21 protein-coding genes are annotated in these 23,623 nt (G+C 57.0%); 11 read left to right on the forward strand and 10 right to left on the reverse strand.

All coding sequences use genetic code 11. The annotated features are described in order from the left end of the window. Window positions 1-240: 240 nt before the first annotated feature. The 3 genes from ACA043_RS16730 to ACA043_RS16740 all read right to left on the reverse strand — a co-directional run bounded on the left by ACA043_RS16730 (window position 241) and on the right by ACA043_RS16740 (window position 2,597). A complete protein-coding gene (locus ACA043_RS16730) occupies window positions 241-879 on the reverse strand; it encodes a hypothetical protein (protein ID WP_497657459.1) in 639 nt (212 codons plus the stop codon). Continuing rightward, on the reverse strand, window positions 869-1,756 hold the full coding sequence (locus tag ACA043_RS16735; protein WP_497657460.1) for a hypothetical protein: 888 nt from the start codon (window positions 1,754-1,756) through the stop codon (window positions 869-871). Before ACA043_RS16735 ends, ACA043_RS16730 begins: the two co-directional genes overlap by 11 nt. A 409-nt stretch (window positions 1,757-2,165) precedes the next feature. Continuing rightward, a complete protein-coding gene (locus tag ACA043_RS16740) occupies window positions 2,166-2,597 on the reverse strand; it encodes a type II secretion system protein N (protein WP_497657461.1) in 432 nt (143 codons plus the stop codon). A 120-nt stretch (window positions 2,598-2,717) separates the two neighbouring features. Between ACA043_RS16740 and gspH the strand changes: the two genes are divergently transcribed. Together gspH and ACA043_RS16750 are read left to right on the forward strand one after the other, a co-directional pair. Next, complete coding sequence (gene gspH / locus ACA043_RS16745) at window positions 2,718-3,164, forward strand: type II secretion system minor pseudopilin GspH (RefSeq protein WP_187678592.1); 447 nt, start codon at window positions 2,718-2,720, stop codon at window positions 3,162-3,164. Beyond that, window positions 3,161-3,769: a type II secretion system protein GspJ gene (locus tag ACA043_RS16750; RefSeq protein ID WP_497657462.1), complete on the forward strand. Its 609-nt coding sequence runs from the start codon at window positions 3,161-3,163 to the stop codon at window positions 3,767-3,769. The genes gspH and ACA043_RS16750 overlap by 4 nt, the downstream gene beginning before the upstream one ends. 495 nt (window positions 3,770-4,264) lie before the next feature. On the opposite strand, the gene ACA043_RS16755 is transcribed toward ACA043_RS16750, so the two are convergent. The 3 genes from ACA043_RS16755 to ACA043_RS16765 are packed head-to-tail and all read right to left on the reverse strand — an operon-like array spanning window position 4,265 to window position 6,449. Further along, on the reverse strand, window positions 4,265-5,203 hold the full coding sequence (locus ACA043_RS16755; RefSeq protein ID WP_497657463.1) for a FecR family protein: 939 nt from the start codon (window positions 5,201-5,203) through the stop codon (window positions 4,265-4,267). Window positions 5,204-5,235: 32 nt separating this feature from the next. Further along, window positions 5,236-5,787, reverse strand: a complete 552-nt coding sequence (locus tag ACA043_RS16760; RefSeq protein WP_187678595.1) for an RNA polymerase sigma factor — start codon at window positions 5,785-5,787, stop codon at window positions 5,236-5,238. Beyond that, on the reverse strand, window positions 5,784-6,449 hold the full coding sequence (locus tag ACA043_RS16765) for a secretin and TonB N-terminal domain-containing protein (RefSeq protein ID WP_497659660.1): 666 nt from the start codon (window positions 6,447-6,449) through the stop codon (window positions 5,784-5,786). Before ACA043_RS16765 ends, ACA043_RS16760 begins: the two co-directional genes overlap by 4 nt. Before the next feature lie 207 nt (window positions 6,450-6,656). Here ACA043_RS16765 and ACA043_RS16770 point away from each other — a divergent pair, with 207 nt between their 5' ends. Next, window positions 6,657-7,001 (forward strand): hypothetical protein, encoded by a 345-nt coding sequence (locus tag ACA043_RS16770; protein ID WP_497657464.1) that lies wholly within the window; start codon window positions 6,657-6,659, stop codon window positions 6,999-7,001. 212 nt (window positions 7,002-7,213) lie between these two features. On the opposite strand, the gene ACA043_RS16775 is transcribed toward ACA043_RS16770, so the two are convergent. Beyond that, on the reverse strand, window positions 7,214-7,654 hold the full coding sequence (locus ACA043_RS16775) for a carboxymuconolactone decarboxylase family protein (RefSeq protein ID WP_497657465.1): 441 nt from the start codon (window positions 7,652-7,654) through the stop codon (window positions 7,214-7,216). Between the two features lie 314 nt (window positions 7,655-7,968). Here ACA043_RS16775 and pdxR point away from each other — a divergent pair, with 314 nt between their 5' ends. The 4 genes from pdxR to ACA043_RS16795 all read left to right on the forward strand — a co-directional run bounded on the left by pdxR (window position 7,969) and on the right by ACA043_RS16795 (window position 11,312). Then, a complete protein-coding gene (pdxR, locus tag ACA043_RS16780; protein WP_497657466.1) occupies window positions 7,969-9,402 on the forward strand; it encodes a MocR-like pyridoxine biosynthesis transcription factor PdxR in 1,434 nt (477 codons plus the stop codon). 123 nt (window positions 9,403-9,525) lie between these two features. Then, a complete protein-coding gene (locus ACA043_RS16785) occupies window positions 9,526-9,819 on the forward strand; it encodes a putative quinol monooxygenase (RefSeq protein ID WP_401266946.1) in 294 nt (97 codons plus the stop codon). A 140-nt stretch (window positions 9,820-9,959) separates the two neighbouring features. Then, a complete protein-coding gene (locus tag ACA043_RS16790) occupies window positions 9,960-10,361 on the forward strand; it encodes a cupin domain-containing protein (RefSeq protein ID WP_497657467.1) in 402 nt (133 codons plus the stop codon). 237 nt (window positions 10,362-10,598) lie between these two features. Then, complete coding sequence (locus ACA043_RS16795) at window positions 10,599-11,312, forward strand: ATPase (RefSeq protein WP_497657468.1); 714 nt, start codon at window positions 10,599-10,601, stop codon at window positions 11,310-11,312. A 174-nt stretch (window positions 11,313-11,486) separates the two neighbouring features. On the opposite strand, the gene ACA043_RS16800 is transcribed toward ACA043_RS16795, so the two are convergent. The 3 genes from ACA043_RS16800 to ACA043_RS16810 form a co-directional block, all read right to left on the reverse strand. After that, complete coding sequence (locus ACA043_RS16800; protein ID WP_497657469.1) at window positions 11,487-16,382, reverse strand: NAD-glutamate dehydrogenase; 4,896 nt, start codon at window positions 16,380-16,382, stop codon at window positions 11,487-11,489. Between the two features lie 480 nt (window positions 16,383-16,862). Beyond that, a complete protein-coding gene (locus ACA043_RS16805) occupies window positions 16,863-18,257 on the reverse strand; it encodes a hypothetical protein (RefSeq protein WP_497657470.1) in 1,395 nt (464 codons plus the stop codon). 213 nt (window positions 18,258-18,470) lie between these two features. Continuing rightward, window positions 18,471-18,620 (reverse strand): hypothetical protein, encoded by a 150-nt coding sequence (locus ACA043_RS16810; protein ID WP_497657471.1) that lies wholly within the window; start codon window positions 18,618-18,620, stop codon window positions 18,471-18,473. Here ACA043_RS16810 and ACA043_RS16815 point away from each other — a divergent pair. The 4 genes from ACA043_RS16815 to ACA043_RS16830 all read left to right on the forward strand — a co-directional run bounded on the left by ACA043_RS16815 (window position 18,619) and on the right by ACA043_RS16830 (window position 23,623). Further along, window positions 18,619-18,975 carry a hypothetical protein gene (locus ACA043_RS16815; RefSeq protein ID WP_401267098.1) on the forward strand — a complete coding sequence of 119 codons (357 nt, stop codon included), beginning with the start codon at window positions 18,619-18,621 and terminating at the stop codon, window positions 18,973-18,975. The genes ACA043_RS16810 and ACA043_RS16815 overlap by 2 nt on opposite strands. A 544-nt stretch (window positions 18,976-19,519) precedes the next feature. Beyond that, window positions 19,520-20,713, forward strand: coding sequence for a YcaO-like family protein (locus ACA043_RS16820; RefSeq protein ID WP_497657472.1), 1,194 nt, complete (start codon window positions 19,520-19,522; stop codon window positions 20,711-20,713). A 26-nt stretch (window positions 20,714-20,739) separates the two neighbouring features. Then, the gene (locus tag ACA043_RS16825; RefSeq protein WP_497657473.1) at window positions 20,740-22,449 is read left to right on the forward strand and encodes an ATP-binding cassette domain-containing protein; all 1,710 of its coding nucleotides are present in this window, start codon (window positions 20,740-20,742) and stop codon (window positions 22,447-22,449) included. A 214-nt stretch (window positions 22,450-22,663) separates the two neighbouring features. Further along, on the forward strand, window positions 22,664-23,623 hold the full coding sequence (locus ACA043_RS16830) for an AAA family ATPase (protein WP_003218556.1): 960 nt from the start codon (window positions 22,664-22,666) through the stop codon (window positions 23,621-23,623).

Consider the following 23,623-nt stretch of genomic DNA (forward strand, 5'->3'; position numbering starts at 1 on the left):
CAGTTTCCGTCAAAATCTGCTGGATCGGAGAATGATTGCGATCGAACAGCTGGACAATGGTTTGGAGAGAGTCTCCCGCAAGCCAACGGCGTCACCTCAGGGCCTTCTGCGTGCCGGTGTAGTAGATCCGAAGCCGTTGCCTTATTAGAACCTCTAGTGGGGTTACCTTTATTTTATACCGTTGCATCGACCGTTGAATTCGCAGTCGAGAGTGGCCTCTCGCACGCAGGCTAACCGGTGTCAGCATTGGCCCAATAATTGGTGACTCTTCGCCAAGTTTTGAATTGTTGGATTTGAAATCGCATTTCGAACGGCAGACCAAAATAACTCTTGATTGAATGGCATTCGATCATAAGGATATTTATTGTCTCCATTCTCACCTAATACAAGTGGAGCTTCGCACGATGATTCAGTGAGGGCTACAAAGGTCACGGCAGATTCAGAAAGCCTTACCACGCTCTGATGAAAAACGCCGCGCTCGACACGATATTGCTCGCCTTCGATTCGCGTTTCCGAAACATATTTCAATATGCCTGTCCTTTCATCTGTCTTTGTTATCTCAGAGTCACCATTACAGTATGAAACTTTATATATAGAAAATTCTTCCCCGCCGGTTACTTCGCACTGAATGTCTTCGATATTCCCGTGCAGGACTAGACTGGATAGAGCGTATGAGTGCGTATGCACAGGCCAGTCCGGATTTTTGGTGCGCCGCTCATTCGGTGGCCAATAATGCACCCGCAATATGAGTTTGCCAGGATTATCTCTTATCACACAAGAGATAAATCCGAGAGGATGCCACAATGGTTGAATGCTAGCCGCAAACTCATCGATATTATCTAGCAGGACATTTATATGGTCGAGAGCATTAGTTTTCATACGGGTTTTTCGATACTCTACATGCCGTAGTGATTGATTGGGCTGTAATCTGCCTGCAAATATCCGCCAATCCAGCTATTGCTAGCACATTCTCAACATCGTTGGAGTCAATTTCCGCAAGCTGAATGCCATGCCGCATCCCGCCCAAATTGATCTTTCGGGCTTGGTCGCGCGCGGTTTGCATTTGGAGGTTGAAATGATTCACCGTAAAATGCTTTTGGGTAATCATTAAGGCAGGGCTTCGGCGATCCTCTACGGTTAAAATCATCGCTTCATCGCTGCCATCAATTCGAATGGGATCAAATTTTCCAGAAAGGAATATGTTGATGTCCATTCCCTTATTTCTTGCATACCACGCAGCGATAACAATGGTAACCATTACCTCAAGTGAGACTGCGGCAGAGTCGTACTTCTTTCCCTTGTCAATTGCGTTGATATTCCCCCTGTATTCTGCATGCTTTGCACAAAGGTCTTGATTGGCCGGATCAATTAGGCAAACTAGAACTTGAACGTTGGTCTTGGAAGCTAGCGTGGGAAGTACTTTTCCTCTAAGATAGCGACCGAAGTTTCCTTGATATCTCCAGCGAGCAGCGGAACCTAACAACTTCTCAAATTCAGCTGTTATCTCTTGCGCAGGAATCTCGACAATTTCCCCTTTTTCCTTGCTTGGGATAAAAGGCATTATTATAAGTAGTCCAAATAACGCTGTTATAAGAGCTGATGCAATCGACTTCACTTGGTCAAGGACTATATCGCTCAATGACTGATCGAGTTGATAGCGCGCTATAATTAGCGATATCAAATATATTGAAATCAGTAGCGCGACAAAAGTTTTTTTGTGATGTCGCGGTAAGTTTATTATTTTCTCTGCGTCCATTTTTTATCACTGTATTATTGTTAAGCGTATAGCTATTAAGTTAGTAATTAGGCAAAAGAAGATTCGAATATTCCAAGATTGTTGGCTCGTCTGAGCCAGCCCGCATGGCTTTCATCCTAGCCTTCTGTCGCTGGGACCCAGCATCAGCACTGGATTGCGCTATCTGCGCTAGTCCTTTTGCCAGCATGCTGGCCGGGTTGAACATTAGCCCCTAACGGTCGAGCTGTACAAGGAGCGTACGGACCAGAATCAGTGGAACGCATCACCTACGATCGGGGCTAGGAGCTTGTTCCAGATTTTTAGATTCGATTGAGTGGCCGCTTCTGGCCGATAGCGGACATTCTCGACTACCCGCTATCGGCCTCGGGCATAACATGCTGCAGAGGTGCATATATGCCAACCAAAAAAATCAGGGTCTCATAAGGCTCGGCAACACCACCCCCTCCCCCAACCTCTCCACCCCCAACCTTACCCTCTCCCCACCCTGCTCAATCACCACCCCATCCCCCTCCACCGCCAACAACTTCACCCCGGGCCCAACCTTCTCCCCCTGCAAAAAACTTCTCGGCGGCCCATCATTCAAACTCAGTATCGCCACCGCCCCCCGACTCCCCGCCATCACCCCGCTCACCTTGATATCCACCGGCGCCGTTTGATTGGAAAACCACTGCAACGCCGGGCTGTCACTGCGTACTGCGAGCAATTGCGGGGCTGCCGGCGGGGTGTGGGATTCGGCGGTGGTCAGCAGCAGCGACGACCAAGTCGCCACGCCAACCAGTGCGGCGAGCAGCGCCACGGCCTGAACCATTTGTGGTGGGGAAAAGCGTGCGGTGAATATCATGGGCTGAATCTCCTTTTAGTCCCTGCCCACAGACTACGCGGCAATTCTCACGGTTTTATTTCACACGTCTTACATGTTGGCCGTGCAGGATGTTCCTCAACGCAAAGGAGCGCGCAATCGATGAACAGGCAACGGGGCTTTACCCTGATCGAGTTGATGGTGGTGCTGGTGATCATCGGTATCGCCAGTGCGGCGATCAGCCTGAGCATCAAGCCCGACCCGCTGCAATTGCTGCGCAAGGACGCCGAGCGTGTGGCGCAGTTGCTGCAGGTAGCGCAGGCGGAGGCCCGGGCGGATGGTCGGCCGATTGTGTGGGTCAGTGATGCCAAGGGGTTTCGCTTCAGTCGGCGCAGTGACAGCGGCAAGGGTTTCGAGCATTTCAGTCAGGACCCGCAATTGCGCCCACGGCCGTGGCAGAGCCCGAAGATGGAGGTTCGCGTGGAGCCGAAACAGAAAGTCGTGCTCAACGCCGAATGGATCAACCCGCCGCTGCAATTGACCTTGTCTGATGGTTTCAATCGCCTGAGCGTGTTGCGCGATGGCGCCGGCCGGATCAGCGTGCAATGAAAGACCAACAAGGTTTTACCCTGATTGAGGTGATGGTCGCGATTCTGCTGATGGCGGTGGTGAGTTTGATTGCCTGGCGTGGGCTTGACAGCGTGACTCGGGCTGACAGCCATTTGCAGGCCAGCAGTGAGCAGAGTGACAGTCTGTTGCGGGCGTTGAATCAGTTGCAGCGGGATGTGGACATGCGCGCGGGGATTGAATTGACCGAGCCGAAGAAAGTCGGTGTGGATGATGAGCCGCCTAGCGCCCCGCCCGCGATTACTGTGCGCAGCAGTGACAGCAAGGGCTTTCGCCTGGACATCATTCGCACGGCGGCGGATCAGCCGGGGGCGTTGCAGCGGGTACGTTGGTGGGTCAAGGGTGACACGCTGTATCGGGCGGTGGCGGCGGCGCGCAGTCGGTATCCGTTGCCGGCGCCTACTGACGGGGTTGCTGTGCTGAAGGATGTGAGCGATGCACAGGTTCGGGTATGGGAAACGGATAAGGGATGGCGGCAGTTGAGTGGTAATCGGCGGGAGGATCCGCAAGGGCTGGAGATACGGTTGACTCGGCAGACGCCGCAGGGGGTGGAGAAATATCGGCAGGTGATTGGGCCGTTGGAATGAGTCCCGCCTGATATCCCCAACCCCTTCCCCCCTGTAGGAGCTGCCGAAGGCTCGGGCCGCGTTCGGACGATCTTTTGATTTTGCTTCTGAAAAACAAAATCAAAAGATCGCAGCCTTCGGCAGCTCCTACATTGGGATTGAGTGCCCCCGCACGCGGCGCATGCCGCCCCACTCAAAACAATGAGCGTTAGCTCGAGTACCGCTTTTGATCTCAGAGCCCGTCGGCAGGCTGAGTGGAGGGATTGATCCGGGGGTGGGAGCGAAGCGACCGTTCGACGAAGTCGAACACATCGAGAGGAGGTGCAGCGCAGCAAACCGGAGGCGATGCGCCCGGATCGATCCCGGAGCGAAGGAACCCGAGCCACGGCGAGGGCCGAACGTCAGGGCAAAGACTTTTTGGTTACTTTTGAGGCGTTTGTCAAAAGTGACCCGCCGTCAGGGCGGAACCCTAAGCAGCCATTACCGCAGCAACGGATATGTACACCATCCGCCCCACTAGCTAAGGACGACGACACCACCCGGCAACTCGGTGCACTTAACCCCATAAGCATCCCGAATCAACAACGCGACGCCCGCGAGTTGATCAAGACTGAACCGCGCCTGAACCCGGCGCTGGCCAAGCTCACGGTTAAGCAGCAGCAACATGCCGGGGCGGTAGCGATTAATCTCGTCAATCATCTGACTCAACGTCGCCCCATTAAACACCAACACCTGCTGCCGCCAATTCATCACCGCCGCCGTGTCAACGCTCTGCACACTGCCAACCTGCCGCGCGTCATAAGTCACTTGCTGCCCCGGCTCCAGACGCAAACGGCGCCCTTCAACATCCACTTCCACCGCACCATCAAGGCAAGTCACACAGACCTGCTGATCGGTATTACGCAAATTGAACCGCGCCTGACTCGCCCGCAACCACCCGCCCCCGGCCTGCATCGCCAGCGGCAACCGCGCCGTCTGCACCTCAACTTCACCACTGACCAACTCAAAGCCCTGCACACCGTCATCCACCGCGCGCTGGTTGATCCGGGTCTGCGTATTCAGCTCAAGGCTCATACCCTCCACCGGTTCAAAACGCCGCTGCTGCCCGACCTCGGTGATGAAATCGGCACCCAACCCGCCGAAGCCCCCGGGTATCGTCCCGCGCACCAAAAAGAACGCCGCCGACGCGGCGATGGCGCCACCCAGAAACGCCCGCCGCCCAAACCCACGCGACGCCTGCAAACCTTCTGCCGCCGGTTGCAGCAAATGCCACAGGGCTTTGGTCTCTTCGAATGCGCTCGCGTGTTCAGGACTCTGCGCGCACCACTGGCGTAACGCCCGGGCGTCGGCGACGGTGGCGCGGCCCGAGGTCAGCAGGATCAGCCAGCCGCGGGCTTCGCTTTGCAGGCGCTCGGCGGCCGAAGGCTCGGCAGGTGTCAGTCGAAAGATGTTCAAGACGCGCAGATTCTCAACGGATTAATCGGGCACTACTCTGAAGACGGTTTTCCGGCCCCGCGACCGAACCGCTGAAACACTTTTCTTTCAAGTTTGGCGGCGCAATGGCCCAAGGCAGCCTTGATTTCCTTCTCGACCATGCGCGTGGAAATGCCAAAGCGCTGGGAGATTTCCAGGTGCGGCGCCTCTTCCAGACGTGCCGCGATGAAGATCCGCCGTCGCCGCGCCGGCAGTTCGTATAGCGCCTTGAGCAACGACTGAATTTCCTTTTGCCCACCGACCACCCGAGCCGGGTCGAGCGCCTCGTCACCGATTTGCAGCAGCTCTTCGACCTCGGTGCCGGTGAGCAGGCGCGCATCGGCCTGGCGCCGGTCGGCGGCGATGTTCAGGGCCATGCGATAGAGGTAGGCGTTGGGCCGGGCGATATTGGCCGGCGTCTCCATGCGATCAACGCGCAGGTAGGTTTCGTGCAGCACGTCGTTGGCCAGATCCTCCGAGCCCAGACGCCGACGCAGGCGCACCCGAAAGTCCTCGTAGGACGTCAGGAACAATTGGACCAGCGAACCTTGTCCGGTGTCTTTCATCCCCCGGAAACTCCTTCCCATGTGGTGCATTCCATGCGTTTTCCTGACGACTCCGGTAACAACAGGAACGTGACCGGCTGACGCAAGGCACTGGGCGTCGGCCGGTCGATCCTGAGATTGCGAAAGCTTTCCACCAGCGCGGTATCGCGCCGTACATCGCCGGTCGAAGTGACCAACCGGTTGTGTTGCACCAGGCCATCGCGCCCGACCCAGACCTGCAACACCGCGCGATAACTGCCCGGACGGGTCAGCGGCGACCGGCACAGGTTGCGCTCGATCGCCGCTTGTACCGCCGTGGCGTAACTGCGGCTGACAGCCACGCTTTCGGGCGACTGTTTTTGCGGCGGCGCTGGCACGTCTTCGACCTGCGCCACTTGCAAAGTGAACGCATCGTCACGGGCATAGCGCGCCATCAAACCACTACCACCGAGCAGGCGGCGCAGCGCGTCTGCAGCGGTGTATTCGCCATCCACCGCCAGGGAGCGTCTACCGCGACTCAACTGGCTGTCGACCAGCACCGCCACACCGGTGGCGTGGCTGTACTGATCGAGCGCCCGGGCCAGATCCTGCGCAGGAATGTGCAGCGTCATGCGCATATCTGCCGGCACCGGGTCCGCTGTCGCAGTGCCCGTCAGCCAGGCAAGCAGCACCCCCAGACCCAGCCGGCGCACAAGAGTCGTTGAACGCTGAAGACCGTCCCTGGAACTGCCTCGCTGCACGGCTGACGTATCCCTGAAAATCGTCATCCTGAGGGCTGTTTATGAATCTGGTGTGACGGCCACTGCAAAAAAACCATCACGGGATTTGCGCACGGCGTGCACTAGACTTCTTGCATAGCGCGGCCCCTTCGGGCCGGCCAGGAGGCCTACATGAAATCACTGTGGAAAATCGCCCTTGGCGGACTGTTGCTGAGTGCATTCGTCAACGCCCAAGCCGAGCAACCGCTGGGCTGCGTGGAAGTGACGGTCGGCGGCTACAAGGCGCCGAATTACGACTGCCTGAGCCAGCAGATGGGTAACAACCCCGAAGGCGCGGCGGCGGCGGAAAAGAATCAAGAGGCGCTGAACGTGCCGGTGAACAAGCGACCGCCGAATCAGGTTGGCCTAGCGACACCGGCCGCGACCAGCACGCGGATGGGCAATACCTTTGGCACCTCGGTGAAACCGCAGCGCCCACCAGCCAACACTGCAACCTCACCAATAATCAATAAATGAATCAAACACCTGTGGCGAGGGGATTTATCCCCGATCGGCTGCGCAGCAGTCGCGAACCCGTTACACGGGATGTGCCTGATGTACCGAGTCGCAACGTTTTGGGGCTGCTGCGCAGCCCATCGGGGATAAATCCCCTCACCACAACGAATACCTCAATCACTGGAAATACCTCAGTCACAGGGTTATACGTCAGTCACAGAGTTATGCGTCAGTCAGTCGCTCGGGGTTTGGCGAAAGCTCACCGCCAGCCGGTTCCAGCTGTTGATGGTGGTGACGGCCATCGTCAGGTCGACCATTTCCCCTTCGTTGAATTGCTCGCGTGCCTGCTGATAAACATCATCCGGCACATGACTTTCGGCGAGCAGCGTTACCGCCTCGGCCCACCCCAGCGCCGCACGTTCGCGGGGATTGAAGAAGTTGCTGTCGCGCCACACCGCAATCGCATACAAGCGCCGGTCACTCTCCCCGGCCCGTCGCGCGTCCACCGAATGCATGTCGGTGCAGAACGCGCAGCCGTTGAGTTGCGAGGCGCGGATCCTGATCAGTTGCAGCAGCGGCTGCTCGATGCTCAGGTTGCTGGTCAGCGCCTCCATGGCAATCATGGCTTTCATCGCCTTGGGCGAAGCGTTGTAGTAATCCAGGCGCGGGGTCATGGCTGTTCTCGGTAGACGGAATAATGACTTCACCGTAAACGCCGACAGCGACGCATTACAGCCCCAATTGCACGGAAAACCGGCACACCACTGCATCCCGGCCAAACACAAATCCCGTGTAGGAGCTGCCGAAGGCTGCGATCTTTTGATCTTGCTTTTGTTTATAAAAAACCAAAGTCAAAAGATCGCAGCCTTCGGCAGCTCCTACAGGGATTGGGGCCAATTTTGGGATTTTCGGCTGCGCAACTACTGCCGATCAGGCAACAGCGGTAATCTGGCCGACACGTCAATTCGCCCCCCGGAGCCGCGTCGGTATGGAACTTCACGTTGTGATCAACGGCCGCAAGGATCTGGCTGGTCAGTTGTATCAACAACTGCGTGGTGCCATCGAATCCGGGCGTCTGGCCGCTGGCACACAGTTGCCGCCCAGCCGCTTGCTGGCCGAGCAACTGGGGATTTCGCGCAAGACCATTTCCGACACCTACGCCCAACTGACCTACGAAAACTTCCTGACCGGCGTGATCGGCAAAGGCACCTACGTCAACGCACGCCCGGCGCAAGTCCAGCGCAAGCAAAGCCACACCGAGCTGGCCAGCGCCGAGGTGATCGAGCGCTGGAGAAACCTGCCGGTGTTCCTGCGCCACCCGACGCTGGAAGGCTCGTTGCGCTACGACTTCATTGGCGGTGCCACCAGCAAAGGCCAGTTTCCCCATGACGACTGGCGCCGCTGTGTCTCCCACGCCATGCGCCAGATGGCCGGTTCAAAAGGCTTCTACAGCGCGCCCGAAGGTTTGCCGGCGCTGCGCAATGCGATTGCCCGGCACATCGCGTTTTCCCGTGGGGTGAACTGCCAGGACGAAGACATTGTGGTGTGCAACGGCGCGCAACAAGCGCTGGATCTGATCACTCGTGTACTGATCAGCCCCGGCAGCCGGGTGGCGATGGAAGACCCGGGCTACCCGCCGGCCCGTCTGCTGTTTGGCACCCACGGCGCGGAAGTGGTCGGCGTGCCCGTGGATGCCGAAGGCATTGTGGTTGAGCACATTCCCGAGGGCACGCGGCTGATTTACGTCACCCCGTCGCACCAGTTTCCCCTGAGCATGCCGATGAGTCCGGCGCGTCGCGAAGCCTTGCTGGCCCGCGCCCATGAACTGGGCGCAATCATCATCGAGGACGACTATGACAGCGAGTTTCGCTACGAGGGCCGGCCCACCGACTCACTGTTCAGTCTCGACCAGCGCGGCATCGTCGCCTACGTCGGGACCTTCTCTAAAACACTGCTGCCGGAGCTGCGGCTGGGTTATGCGATCCTGCCGCCGGCGATTCTTGAAGCGGTGATCCGCGCCAAGCAACTCACCGACCTGCACGCCTCTACCCTGCCGCAATGGGCGCTGGCGAAGTTCATCGCCGAGGGCTGCCTGCTCAAACATATCCGGCGCTGCCATGCGATTTACGCCCAGCGCCGCGAGCGGATTCTGGCGCGCATGGCCAGCGATCTGTCGCCGTGGCTTGAGGCCGTGCCACCCAGCGCCGGGTTCCACATGGCCGCGCTGTGCAAGAAGCCGATCGACCTGCCATTGGTGATTGAGCTGGCGAAAAAGGTCGAAGTCGGGCTGTACGCCATCGACGGTTTCTATTATCAGCAACCGGTGAAAAGCGGTCTGTACTTCGGCTTTGGCGCCATCGAGACGCTGGACATCGATATCGCACTGGATCGCCTGCGCGACATCCTTCAGCAAGTCGCTTGAGTGATTGGCCTAACGGATTAACCGCCGATTGGTTATTGGTGATACGGGGTGGCCGGCCTATCCTGCACAGGCGTTATCCCTCAATGAGCAGGATTCGTCCGGCCTGATTCAGGAGTGTGAGCAATGTCCAACGAAGTGATCAACACCGTCCAGGTGCAGGCTGCCGCCGGCCGCTCGGATGAACTGGGCAGGCAACTGCAGAAGATCGTCGAAACCCTGCGCGAAACCCCGGGCTGCGACTCCTATATGGTCGACCGCTGCCCCGATGACAGCCACCGCTGGACGGTCAGCGCCCACTGGCAGTCGGAAGCGGCGATGCAGGCGCATTTCAACCGGCCCGAGGCGCAGGGCTTTATCGACTTGATCGACAGCCGTCTGGCCAATAGCGTGGATTTCAACAGTTTTCCTATCGTTTAGAAGCAAGGCTGCGATCTTTTGCTTTTGATCACCCCGCAGATCAGGTTGGTCACCCGATCTTCCCGAATATTGGCCGTTTGAATGCGCCACCCCGCGCACTACTGTGATCACCTAAATCCCCACTTCACAGGTGATCCGCCATGAAAGCCCTGCACGTCCTCGCCGCCGCCCTCGCCTTGACGATTTCCGCCTCGGCGCTCGCCCATGACTCGTCCGAGAAAGTCACGGTGCTGCAAGACCAGATGCTGAAAAACGCCCCCGGCAAAAAGGCCATGATGATCGAAGTCGACTACAAGCCCGGCCAATCGTCCATCGCCCACAAACACGAGGGCACCGCCATGGCTTACGTGCTGGAGGGCGAAGTGATTTCCCAGGTCAAGGGTGAACAGCCGACAACTTACAAGAAGGGTCAATTCTGGTACGAACCGGCCGGCTCCGAACATCTGGTGTCGAAAAATGCCAGTAAGAGCAAACCGGCGAAGTTGCTGGTGTTTATGGTGTTGGCCCCGGACGAGCAGGTGTTGATCCCCCTGAAAGACTGATGGCTGTCTGGCCAGCCATAAATAAAAAGGCTCAAATCACTGATTTGAGCCTTTTTATTGCTCGGCGCAATTAACCGATGCCGTTTAAAGCAAATGAAACTATCCACGCGCTAATAAACCGACAAATTGTCAGCTGCCTTACAGGTTCTCCGGTTTAGTCTGAATTAACGCCGAGCGCCCTTTTAAAACTCGGCAATTGTAACTTTCCGACTGAGGTTGTTTCACGGGAGATCCACCATGAAACTTGCGTTGGCCAGTACGTTGGTAATTTCCGTTTTAGCCCTCTCCGCCTGTTCCGTACCCACCGCTCCCCAAGCGGTCTCATCCCTTGACACGCTACTGCCCCATCCGACCGGCCGCAGCAGCGCTACTCAGGTGAAAAGCGGTCCCGGCGTCGCGCTCGGTGTCGTTTACAGCCCAAGCACCCAAACCAATCGTGAATACCTGCGCGACTATCAGGCCAATGCCGGCACCGGTTTCGGCCAGAGCCTGCTGGTGCAACCGATCCATGACGCCTATGTCGCGACGTCAAAACCGGACATGGCGGTGGAATGGGTCAACGCCTCGTTACAGCGCCAGTTCGGCTCGGTAACGGTCTACCCGGACATGCAAAGCCTGCGTGCGGCCAGACCGGATGTGGTGGCAATCATTGGCACCCACAGCCAATTGATTACCTCGCGCAGTTCCGATATCAAGGCGGACGTGAGTGCCGATTTTTATGATGCACAACTCAACTACATCGGCACGGCTAAAGGCTCGGAAGCTAAAGAACTGACGCCGATCTGGGCGGACTTCAAACGTTCGGAGGAGATTGTTGCTGACATCAATCAACAACAAGACGTTCAAGTAAGGGCATTGCAGAAGTTTGACCAGTCGCTCAACAATTTAGTGGCCAGACCGGCGGACAAAGTGTCGATGCTGGATAGTAAACAAGGTCAGAAGTTGTATTGAATGTAAGGGCCCTTTCGCGAGCAGGCTCGCTCCCACAGGGGACTTGTGTCGATCACAAAACCAATGTGGGAGCGAGCCTGCTCGCGAAGGGGCCAGACCAGACACCACAAAACCTTCAGACATAAAAAAGCCCCGGCATCTCACGATACCGGGGCTTTCTCATTCAGCCACTACTTACGCCAATTCAGGCTCGGCATTCGCAGCAACCGCAGGCACCACCGCTTGCCCGCTCAATGCCAGATCCAGCAGCTCGCGGTTGGCAACCGCATACATGGCGTAGTCAGTGCCGCTCGCAGCACGGATTTCCACCAGCATGGCGCGCCAGCGCGAGATCATGCCTTCGTGCTGTTCCATCCACAGCGCCAGGCGTGCTTCCACGTCCTGAGTGCCGTCGCCCTGTTGCAGGACCGAGATGGTGATCGCACGTTGCTGCCAGTCGACGTCATCACGGAACGCTTCACGGGCCAGGGCCTGCCAGTTGTTTTCAACCGGCAGAGCGCTGATCTGTTGCAGGTACCAGGTGACATCCAGCGCACTGCCCACGGCGAAGTAGGCCTTGGCCACTTCGGCGGGGTTCTGGCCGGTCACGTCGGAGGCTTCGATGATCGGCAGCAGGGTGTACAGGTGCGAGGTACCCGCGACCATACGCGCCAGCAACTCCGGCACACCGGCTTCGACGTACGCCTGATAACGCGCCTGCCAGTTTTCACGGATTTCGCCGCTCAGCAGTTCGTCGAGCTTCAGACCCAGCTCTTTCAGGTGCGGACCGAAGTGCGCGGTGTCACGGGCAGCGTTCTGCTCGTTACGACGGGCACGCAGGAACCAGCGCGTAGCACGGCGACCCAGACGCATCAGCTCGTCCATCAGCTCCAGTTGCACGTCAGCGCTGACTTGGTAGTCCAGCGCTTCGATCTGACGGAACCAGTGCGGGAGGTGGAAGATGTCACGCACGATCACGTAGGCGCCAGCCACGTTCGCCGGGCTCATGCCGGTCGACTCTTTGAGTCGTTGAACGAAGGTGATGCCCATGTGGTTGACCAGATCGTTGGCGATCTGGGTGCTGACGATCTCGCGCTTCAGGCGGTGACGACGCATGGCTTCGGAGAACTTGCTGACCAGGGTCGGCGGGAACGCCGTTTCCATGTCGCGGGTCAGGTAATCGTCGTCCGGCACCAAGGAACCCAGCAGCTGTTCCTTGAGGTCGATCTTGCTGTACGAAATCAACACCGACAGCTCAGGACGGGTCAGGCCATGGCCTGCCGCAACGCGCTCGTTGATCTGCTCTTCGGTCGGCAGGAACTCGATGGCACGGTCCAGCTTGCCACGGCCTTCCAGATCGCCCATCAGACGCTTGTACTCGGCGATGCGCTCGTAGGCACGACGCGCCGCCAGGGACAGGGCCTGAGTCTGCTTGTAGTTGTTGCCCAGCACCAGACCACCGACTTCGTCGGTCATGCTCGCCAGCAACTGGTTGCGTTGCTTGTCGGTCATGTCGCCGGCCTGAACCACTTCGTTCAGCAGGATCTTGATGTTTACTTCGTGGTCGGAGCAGTCCACGCCACCGGCGTTGTCGATGAAGTCGGTGTTGGAACCGCCGCCATTGAGACCGAATTCCACACGACCCAGTTGGGTCATGCCGAGGTTACCGCCCTCGCCCACAACCTTGCAGCGCAGTTCGTTGCCGTTCACGCGCAGTGCATCGTTGGCCTTGTCGCCGACATCGGCGTGGCTTTCGGTGCTGGCTTTGACGTAAGTACCGATACCGCCGTTCCACAGCAGATCCACCGGTGCCTTGAGCAAGGCGTTCAGCAGTTCGGTCGGGGTCAGCTTGTCCGCCTTGATGTCGAAGCGTTCTTTCATCTGCGGCGAGATGGCGATGCTCTTCGCGCTGCGCGAGAAGATGCCGCCGCCTTCGGACATGATGCTGGTGTCGTAGTCGGTCCAGGCCGAACGCGGCAGATCGAACATGCGCTGACGCTCGACGAAGCTGGTCGCCGGGTTCGGGTTTGGATCGATGAAGATGTGCAGGTGGTTGAACGCGGCAACCAGTTGCAGCTTGTCGGACATCAGCAAGCCGTTACCGAACACGTCACCGGCCATGTCGCCGACACCGACCACAGTGATGCTGTCTTCCTGAACATTGATGCCGCGCTCGCGGAAGTGGCGCTGTACGCCAACCCACGCGCCTTTGGCGGTGATGCCCATTTTCTTGTGGTCGTAACCGGCCGAACCACCGGACGCAAATGCGTCACCCAGCCAGAAGCCGTAGTCGATGGCGATGCCGTTGGCGATGTCGGAGAAGGTTGCAGTGCCCTTGTCCGCTGCCACCACCAGGTACGGGTCATCGTCGTCATGACGCACGACGTTGGCCGGCGGTACCAGCGCGCCGTCTTTCAGGTTGTCGGTGATGTCCAACAGACCGGAAATGAAGATGCGGTAGCAGGCGATGCCCTCGGCCGCGATCTCGTCACGGCTGCCGCCCAGTGGCAAGCGACGCGGCAGGAAGCCGCCCTTCGCACCCACTGGCACGATGACCGAGTTCTTCACTTGTTGAGCTTTAACCAGACCGAGGACTTCGGTACGGAAGTCTTCTTCACGATCGGACCAGCGCAGACCACCACGCGCCACGTTACCGAAGCGCAGGTGCACGCCTTCAACGCGTGGCGAGTAAACGAAGATTTCGAACTTCGGTACTGGCTTCGGCAACTCAGGAATGGCGTGCGGGTTGAACTTGAAGCTGAAGTACGACTTGTTCTGGCCGTTGGCATCAGTCTGATAGAAGTTGGTGCGCAGGGTGGCTTTGATCAGGTCGAGGTAACGACGCAGGATGCGGTCTTCGTTGAGCACTTGAACGTCGTCCAGTGCGGTCAGAATCGCTTGCTCCAGACGCTGCTGCTTGTCTTCCAGATCATCGCTGCCGAGCTTGCGCGCCAGGTAGAAACGGGTCTTGAACAACCGGGTCAACTCGCGAGCGATGTCGGTGTGGTTGTTCAGGGTGCTGGCGATGTAACCCAGATCGAAGCCCAGACGGATCTGCTTCAGGTAACGGGCGTAAGCGCGCAGCAGCGCCACGTCGCGCCATGGCAGGCCGGCAGTCAGTACCAGACGGTTGAACGCATCGTTCTCGGCATCGCCGCTGACGATGTGGATGAACGCGTCCTGCAGGGTGTCGTTGAGTTGCTGGATGTCGAGGTCCAGGCCTTCAGCGGCAGTGAACGCGAAGTCGTGAATCCAGAACTCGCGGCCATTGGTGTGACGCAGGCGGTACGGGAACTCGCCCAGTACGCGCAGGCCAAGGTTTTCCAGAATCGGCAAAACGTCGGACAGCGCCAGCGGGGTGTCAGCGTGATACAGCTTGCAATGCAGCTCGCGTTGACCAGATACCTGGCCCAACGGCTGATAGAAGCTCATCACCAGCGGATTTTTTTCGTTCAGGCTCAGCAGGTGCTGCATGTCGACCACGGCCGAATGCGCGGCGAAACGCTCGCGGTAGCCGGCCGGGAAGCCTTTCGGGAAGTCCGCAAGCACGTTGGTGCCGTGGGCTTCGCCGAAGCTTTCGACGGTCAGTGCGGCGTAGTCGTCCTGCCAGCTGCGGCAAGCCTGTACGACTTCTTTTTCCAGCAGCAGCGGGTCCATGTCGATGCGGTTTTTCGGGTCGACACGCAAGATCAACTGCACGCGGGCCAGCACGGACTCGGAGAAGAACGTCCAGAACTCGCAGTCGGTGGCCTTCAGGCGCTCCATCAGAACCTGCTGGATCTTCTGGCGCACTTCGGTGGAATAGATGTCGCGCGGCACGTAGGCCAGGCAGTAGCAGAAGCGACCATACGGGTCTTTGCGCAGGAACACGCGGATCTTGTTGCGTTCCTGGATCTGCACGATCGACATCACGGTGGTGAACAGTTCGTCGACCGGAGTCTGGAACAGGTCATCACGCGGCAGTACTTCGAGAACCTGCGCCAGTTCCTTGCCCAAGTGAGCCTTGGACTGGAAGCCGGAACGGCGCTCGATCTCTTCGACCTTGCGGCGGATGAACGGGATAACCCGCACGCTCTCGCCATACACCGAGGAGGTGTACAGGCCCATGAAGCGGTGTTCCTTGATGACTTTGCCGTCAGCGTCGATTTCACGGATCGACACGTAGTCCGGGTAGGCCGGACGGTGTACGCGGCTCGGGTGCGCAGCCTTGGCGAACGACAGCAGGGTCGGCTCGCGCAGGTAGTTCACCGCGTAGTCTTCGATGTGACGGTCTTCGTTGGTCAGACCGGTGCGCAGCAGTTTGGTCAGGCCGAGGAAGGAGTTCTGGTCGTACTCGATGTGGCCACCATCGGCCTGATCGGTGACCACGAACTCTTCGTAGCCGAGGAAGGTGAAGTGGTTGCCCACCAGCCATTCCAGGAAGCTTTTGATTTCGGTCTTTTCGTCGGCATCGACGGCGAAAGCGCTGTTGTCGAGCTTGGCGAGGATTTCCTGCACCTTGGCTTTCATCGGCTCGAAATCGGCGACCGCGACGCGGACCTCACCGAGAACCTGTTCCAGCTCTTTGCTCAGCACATTCAATTCGGCCGCGTTGGCGCAGCGGTCGATTTCCAGGTACATCAGCGACTCATGCAGGACGCCTTCGCCGGTGCTGCCTTTTGGCAGGACTTCCAGCAACTCGCCCTTGCTGCCACGACGCACGCTGAGCACGGTGGTTTGCAGGGTGTGGATGCTGTAGCCGCGGCGGTTCAGTTCGGTGCGGACCGAGTCGACCAGAAAAGGCAGGTCGTGGTGCAGCACTTCGACCGCGGTGTGGGTCGACTGCCAGCCATGACGCTCGTAATCGGGGTTGTAGACGCGCACTTGCGGTTGCGCGTGATCGAAGCGCTCAAGCAGGCGCCACGCAGAAAGAGTACAGCCAGCGAGGTCGGAGAGGCGACGTTGAGTCAGCTCGTCCAGGGAAATGATGCCGAAGAATTGTTCAGCGAACAGCGCCACTTGTGGCAGTGCCTGTTCACTGATGTGCTGCGCCAGTGCCGCTTGCAGTTGGTGCTGGAAGTCGGCTTTGCTGGCTGCGGTGAAGAACGCCATCTGTGGTACTCCGCTTAAGCTTGTTATTGATGGAAAGCGTCGCGTGCAACACCCCTTCCGGGGCTTGAGTCACCCTGCTCCTGATTCTCGGGCAGAGGAAACAGGGGGACAGGTGGGTGAAGCTGGACGAGACACTCAGGTCACATTCACCTTCCATTGAATGGGCATCTGCAAAAACGACTGTCAGGACCGCCGACAATGCCTTTACGGGTGCTCATCCGATGCGCAGCTTAATGGGTGCGACAATGTGTCTGCTTGCGGTGCTGCGACATATTCGGTCATTGGCACGTAAACCGAGGCTTTGGCACCGATAAACACTAGCAGTCAGGGCGAAAAACGCTGGTCTGAATGCCCGTATTTACGGGACATTCGTGCCAGGTGCAGACCTTTTGCCGCTACATATCCAGAAACGAAAACGCCCAAGGCCGTTCTATCGACCTTGAGCGTGACATCGGGTTCAGCGCCAGCGGTTGACGCGGGTCAGTCCGGCAACTCTTCGTAAGCCTTGAATTTGCTCACGGTAGCGCAGTCGTAACACATCATCTGCAAGGTCATCTTGTCCATGCTGGCGTCGATATTGCTCGAGTCGCATTCGCGGCAGAACAGTTGCAGATGGCCGACCAGATCAGCATCGAAAGCTGTGCCAGAAAAGAACTGTGGCACCAGCTCATCACGCCAATACATCCCCGGGGATTTGGAAAACCCCGCTCCGCTGTCTTTGAGCACGACGTCATACAACAATCGATGCAGGGCTGATTGCGGCACTCGCGAGTCGCGGTGAGCGTTTTTGCGCCAGTTTCGCGCCAGGGCATCCTGTGCCGTCCCGAGCATGTTACGCGGGATGGTATTGGACGCGTGGTTGCGCCCCTTGGAGTTACCGGTTGCGTAGAAATGCGCGGCATTTTTTACCGCCAGGCGCGCGAAGTAATAGAGCTGGCTCACCGAAAAGTCTTGCAACAGCTGCCCCACGACCGTTTCGGCACGGGCTTCGGCGGTGAATGCAAAACTCACTTCATTGGCCAACACATGGATGTATTGAATCGACTCCTCCCGGGCCAGATTGAAGATCAACGAATAGAGCTCGGTTTTCCACGCTGGCTGAACGCTCCCGGACAATTCCTGATACAGCGCCAGGTACAAACTGTCGCGCGTACTGCGTACATCCCCCTCCACCGCAACGTTAGTTCGCCAGCGCACGGCTGAATAATCGCTGATAGAGCAGCCATCCGTTCGATCAAAGGCTTTGATATCGGAATCCGTCGCAACAGCCAATACGCCGGTCTCGTGAAGATCTTTCAGCAGTTCCTCACTGGCTTCGTCGGTCGGCGCAAGGGATTCGCCTCTGGATGGCGCGCTCAGCGGCGCAATCCATTGAACATTGGCGCCATTGCCGTCGTCGAGCAAGGCCAGCAATGCCAGCTTTTGTACAAAACCCAGTTTTGTGTAAGGCACTGTGGGGCTTGACGCTCCGTAGCGAACCTCAAGCTCGAGACGATCGCGCTCTGCCTGAGCCGCCAATTGCTGCTGGCGAACCTTGAAGCATTCCTTGCACGTACAAGGTGTGCGTCGAACATTCACGCCTGTCGCAAAATAACGATGCTCGCAACGTACGCACTTGAACGGGTTGCGCAGCGTTACAGGGGTGCCCCTGGCATGCCGACGAACCCACATCGGCAGATCGCAATAGGGGCACGTGAGGTCTTGGCTGACGATTGGCGGCAGCACTTTCAACAAGCTGCGCACAGTCGAGGGGATTCGGAATTCGGCCATGAGTGCGGCACTTTTTTCCCCCTCCAGATAACGCTGATAAACCTGCTCGATCTGTTCTTCGGTCAAGTGTCTGACTTCTTCGGCGAGCTCAAAATATTGGTGCATGAAAAGAGGTCCTTTTCTTTCAGTTTTCGTTAAGCACTCCTTTGCGTTCGAACGGCGAAACTAATCGCTAAAGTGCCGCGAAAACAAGCGAAAACCCATAAAAACACCGAAAAACCCCGTCAAAACAAATGCCTTACAATGCCGTCGGATATTTCTCTACCGGTGAGCGGAAGTGGATGAAGGAACACCCCTACATTTTTCATCCACTGAGCGTCAAACGAGCTCTTCAGTCAGCTTTTCAATTGGGTGGTGCAGGTTTTTTTCCAAAAGCAATTGAACATGGCAGCAGCGTAAATGCGCCGTGACTGGCAAAATCGCGTTTTCCCTTGCACTCATTACGCCGCCCACCAGGAATACCCCCATGCAAATGACCACCGCCCTACTGATCGTCAACCCGTGCGACGACGAAGAAGACAACATGGCCATGCTCTGCTGCCACAGCGACAAGGGCGACATGTTCCTGATGAGCCGCTACCCGGACGAGGATGAGCTGGAGATCACGCTGGATGGCGAGCCTTCGACCCTGGACGGCGTCAAGGTGACCCTGACTCCGACTCTGCTGAAGATCGAGATTGCCGCAGGGGATGCCGATGCTTTGAATGGGGATGATGTGTTGGAGATCACCCACAGCACCGGCGCGGATGATCTAGCCGAAGTTGAGGAAACCCTGAGGAACATCCTCGATGGTACTGGCACCTATATCAGTGAGCTCAACTGATCAGGCCATCTCCCTCACTCGGAAAATGGATGGCGATGGCGCTCAAATAAATTGCGTCGCGCCATTGTCAGTCCTGTAACGAACGTCTCGCATCAACCTTCGCTGAAAGCCTTAAACACTCAGAGACCATCAATCTCACCAAGTGCGCGAGCGCACTACCTTTCACGTTTACTCCCGCAAAGTTCCCTCCTACTTCCCAACCAGAACTGCCCTACGCAACCATCGGAAGTCTTACGCCGTCATCTGATTGTTTGGCCGTGCGTTCATTGCTATTAATAAACCCACTTGCGGACAACCTCGCAAGTTCGGCGCTGACACAACAGCATCGAAAATTCAATATCAAATGGAGTTACTACCATGGGTAAAAAACGCTCTGAAATAAACACCTTCGATGACATGTCACAGATCACAGGTCTTTCAGAAGGTTTCCTCGCAACCGAGTTGAAATTCTTCGCTTCATTAACCCGCTGATTGGATCTACCAACCAGCCCACGATAAATGCCGAAAGTTTGGCTTTCGGCATTTAAATCCGATGAGGCATGCAATGTCCGAGCGCGAACTAACACCCAGCAGAGCACTGACAGAAATAACCAACTCCATCCAGGCGTTAGGACTCAAAGCACTTGTTCGTTATGTCGGCGCTGGCGATATGGTTGCAATCGCTGAACTTTACGACAACGACAAAAAACTGATTGAGTCTGGAGCAGGCAAGGGACCTGATGCCCTCATCGGCGCGCTGGCCGAGAGCCTTGAACACTACGGCACCTTCCACTGCAAGCAGTCGCAGCGATCAGGTTTAAGCTGCGATGTGATCGCCGCTCAGCAGGATGCTCAATGCGACGGCTTACTTGCAAGCCTGCCAAGCACCGGCGAATCTCTGGAGTGTTTTCGCCTTACAGCCCTTGATGACGAGCACGAACTATTTGTGCCATGCATTCTCCTGCATCCAGATGCCGGCAAGAACGAAACAGTTGCTCAAGAAACCCGCTTCTTAAGCCGCTATGCCTCAAACTCCGGGATCGCATTCGGATGCACCAAGGCAGAGGCATTGCTCCATGGCGCTCTTGAAGTCATAGAAAGACACTTGTTGTCGTGTTTTTTTCTCGCCGTTTGCGCGATACGGCCTGCAATGGACCTTTACACGCCTTCCAAAGCATTACTCGCTCAAGCATTGCTGCATCGCCCGTATGCTTTAGAGGCAGCAAGCAAGTTGCAAATTATAATTATCAGAGATGAGTCCGGTGTCTATTTTTCGGTTGCGTTCCCCAAGATGGGACCAGGTGACCTGCATATTTCCCCCATTGGCTCTGGATGCTCATTGGATATCTGCATTGCTGTTCAAAGGGCAGTCACGGAACAATTCCAGTCAAGCACACTATATGACGTCAGTGAAGAAGCCTCTGACCGCAAAACATTTGACATGCTTTCAAGCTGTGACGCCTTAAAAAACCTAATAGACTTCGCCCCGGTGAAAAACCTGAAACTCCGAGTTCTTGAACCCTTCTCAAAAAAATTGACCAGTTCCGTCACACAACAAATAGAATTACTGCAGCGAAAATTGAAAGCCATCGACAGAGCAATTTTCCATAGAACTGTCGCACAGTACTCAAACACAAACATCGTCATCCAGACATACATACCCGGCCTTGATAGATTCAACATCATCAGAAACGGTCAATTGGTAGCACCGCAGCACATCCTGCTAAATAAGACTAAGACTTCCGCACCTGATAATTAACAAACACGACCAACAGGTAGATCTCCATGCGGATACTCATTAGTACAGCTTGCAAAAAGCATCGACTGCTATTGGTCACAACAATCACCGCCATTATTTCGCTAAAGCTGCTAGCCCTTGCGCCTCCATTGCTTCTGGGCGCCATTGTCGACTCGCTGAGTAACGCAGACCACACCACCCTCAACACACTGCTTATCTTTACGGCGGCCTTTACCTTGGCCGGATGTGCTCAGTCGATTATTGCGCCCCTGCAGACACTGCTTCTTTCAAAACTCGTCCAACGGATTGTGATGAACGCGTCGATTACATGGTTGGCGCAATTGATGGGAAAGGAGTTCTGTCGATTTAGCACCTGGCGCATCGGTCACTTCATCAAATCGGTAGAGCGCGGAATCACCGCCCACGAACAACTGCTGACATTCTTCGTCACAGTGGGGTTTCCACTGTGCCTGGAGTTTCTGATCGTTGCCGCCGCATTTTGGTACATGGGCGGCACCTGGATTTTTCTTGCGATGGCGAGCCTTGGGGTCCTTTACCTGTTTGCCACCCATCGAATCATCAGGTGGCGCAGAAAACATATTGATGCCGTGAATGAGCAGGAAGATGAACTGAGCGCGGTTCTGTTCAACACCTTGAAGGCAGGAAAATCGATAAAACTGGAGCGCGCTGAGCACACTGCACTGCAACCATTGAACAGGGCCTTTAATCAATATGCCGAAGCGGCAGTGACCGTCGCAGGATCCGGCGGTTTGTTGAGCGGGGCAAAAGTCTTGTTTATCAGCCTTTCCACAGGAGGGTTGCTAAGTTGGGGAGTTGTCGATCAGTTGTCAGGGTCAGCGAGCATCAGCGTCGGGCAATTAGTCGCGATTTTTTCCATCGCAGGGACCTTCCTGCTCAACATCTCAGCCCTGACCGAAGGCTATCGAGTGCTGGATCAGTTTTTAGCGGATCAACGCCGCCTCCAGCAGCTGCTCAAATCAGCCGATTTTGATCACGAAGGCCGTGAAAGCGAACTGACCGAGCACGAAGAATCAACGTTACGCCTGGAACCCTGCGTGATCACCGACAATGGTGCCGTCCGGCTATCAATCGCAAACCCGATCGACTTTAAACAGGGGCAATCCGTTGCGATCACCGGCCCCAGCGGCGCTGGCAAGTCCACTCTGCTGGAAGCACTGGCCGGACTGAACACTTCAGTGAGGAGTCAACTGAACATTGATGACATACCCGTTGATCGTTTGAACGCTCGAAGCCATCTGCAAATACTGCGTTACTGCCCTCAATCCCCGCAATTCCTTGAGGGCAGCTTCGACAGGTCAGTCCTGTTCGGCGTTAATCCTGCGCTGCATTTGCGCAGAGCGATCCAATGCTTACAGCTTGAAGAGATCGTCAGCCACCGCGACATCAGCGAAAATGCCACCAATATTTCCGGCGGTGAAGCCAAGCGCCTCTCGCTGCTGCGACTGATTAATCGGCCGGGTAAATTTAACCTGTTTGACGAACCGAGCGCTTCAATCGAGCCGAGGCTCGCCTCACCGGTTTGGGATTTGCTTTTCGAGACGTTTGCCGGGCAAGGTTTGATTTGTGTTACGCACGATGTCAGCCATCTACACCGATTCGACCGTGTCATCGTTATGCATAACGGCGAAATCATTGAAGATGGCCCTTGGCATGATCTGATCGACAGGGCAGCGATCAAGTTGCTGCTCAATGAGCTTCAAACTACCGAGCAATAAAAGCGCGAAAAGATTGCAACCTTCGGCAGCAACCACATTGGAATGCAATCTGCTGTAGACGCTGCCGAAGGCTGCGATCTTTTGATCTTCGCTCTCCTCCACACATTTCTGCAAAATGCCGTTAGTCGCCACCCCCCGCGATGGATTAAAGTAACGCCCCCAGCCCCGGCGTTATCCGAACGCCCGTGGCCACCCTTTCCAGGAACAGTCACCGATGGAACATCGTGAAGCGCTGCTGGCGCTGCGAACCTTTCTTTCAACGCAGATTCTCGGCCAGGAAAAACTCATCGAGCGTTTGCTCATCGCCCTGCTCGCCGACGGCCACATGCTGGTCGAAGGCGCACCGGGTCTGGCCAAGACCAAAGCGATCAAAGAGCTCGCCGAGGGCATCGAAGCCCAGTTCCATCGCATTCAGTTCACCCCTGATCTGTTGCCCGCCGATATCACCGGCACCGAGATCTATCGCCCGGAAACCGGCAGTTTCGTGTTCCAGCAAGGCCCGATCTTCCACAATCTGGTGCTGGCGGACGAAATCAACCGCGCCCCGGCCAAGGTGCAGTCGGCCTTGCTCGAGGCCATGGCCGAGCGTCAGGTCAGCGTCGGACGCAGCACTTACGAGCTATCGCCGCTGTTTCTGGTAATGGCCACGCAGAACCCGATCGAGCAGGAAGGCACCTATCCGCTGCCGGAAGCGCAGCTCGACCGCTTCCTGATGCACGTCAAGATTGGTTTCCCCGATGCCGCCGTTGAACGCCGGATCCTCCAGCAGGCCCGCGGAGAAGCACTGAACGGCGAGACCAAGCCCGAGCGCCGGGTCAGCCAGCAGGCGATCTTCGCCGCGCGCAAGGAAATCCTCGGTCTGTACATGGCCGACGCCGTGGAGGAATACCTGGTGCAACTGGTCATGGCCACGCGCACGCCGGCCAAGTTCGATCCGGAAATGGCCGAGTGGATCGCCTATGGCGCCAGCCCGCGCGGCTCGATCGCCCTCGACCGTTGCGCCCGGGCCCACGCCTGGTTGGCCGGGCGTGATTTCGTCAGTCCGGAAGACATTCAAGCCGTGCTGTTCGACGTGTTGCGTCATCGCATCATTCTGTCGTTTGAAGCCGAAGCCGCCGGCATCGATCAGGATCGGGTGGTGCAGCGGATTCTCGACGTCGTAGCCGTCGCTTGA

The organism is Pseudomonas sp. LBUM1648 (genome assembly GCF_059716145.1).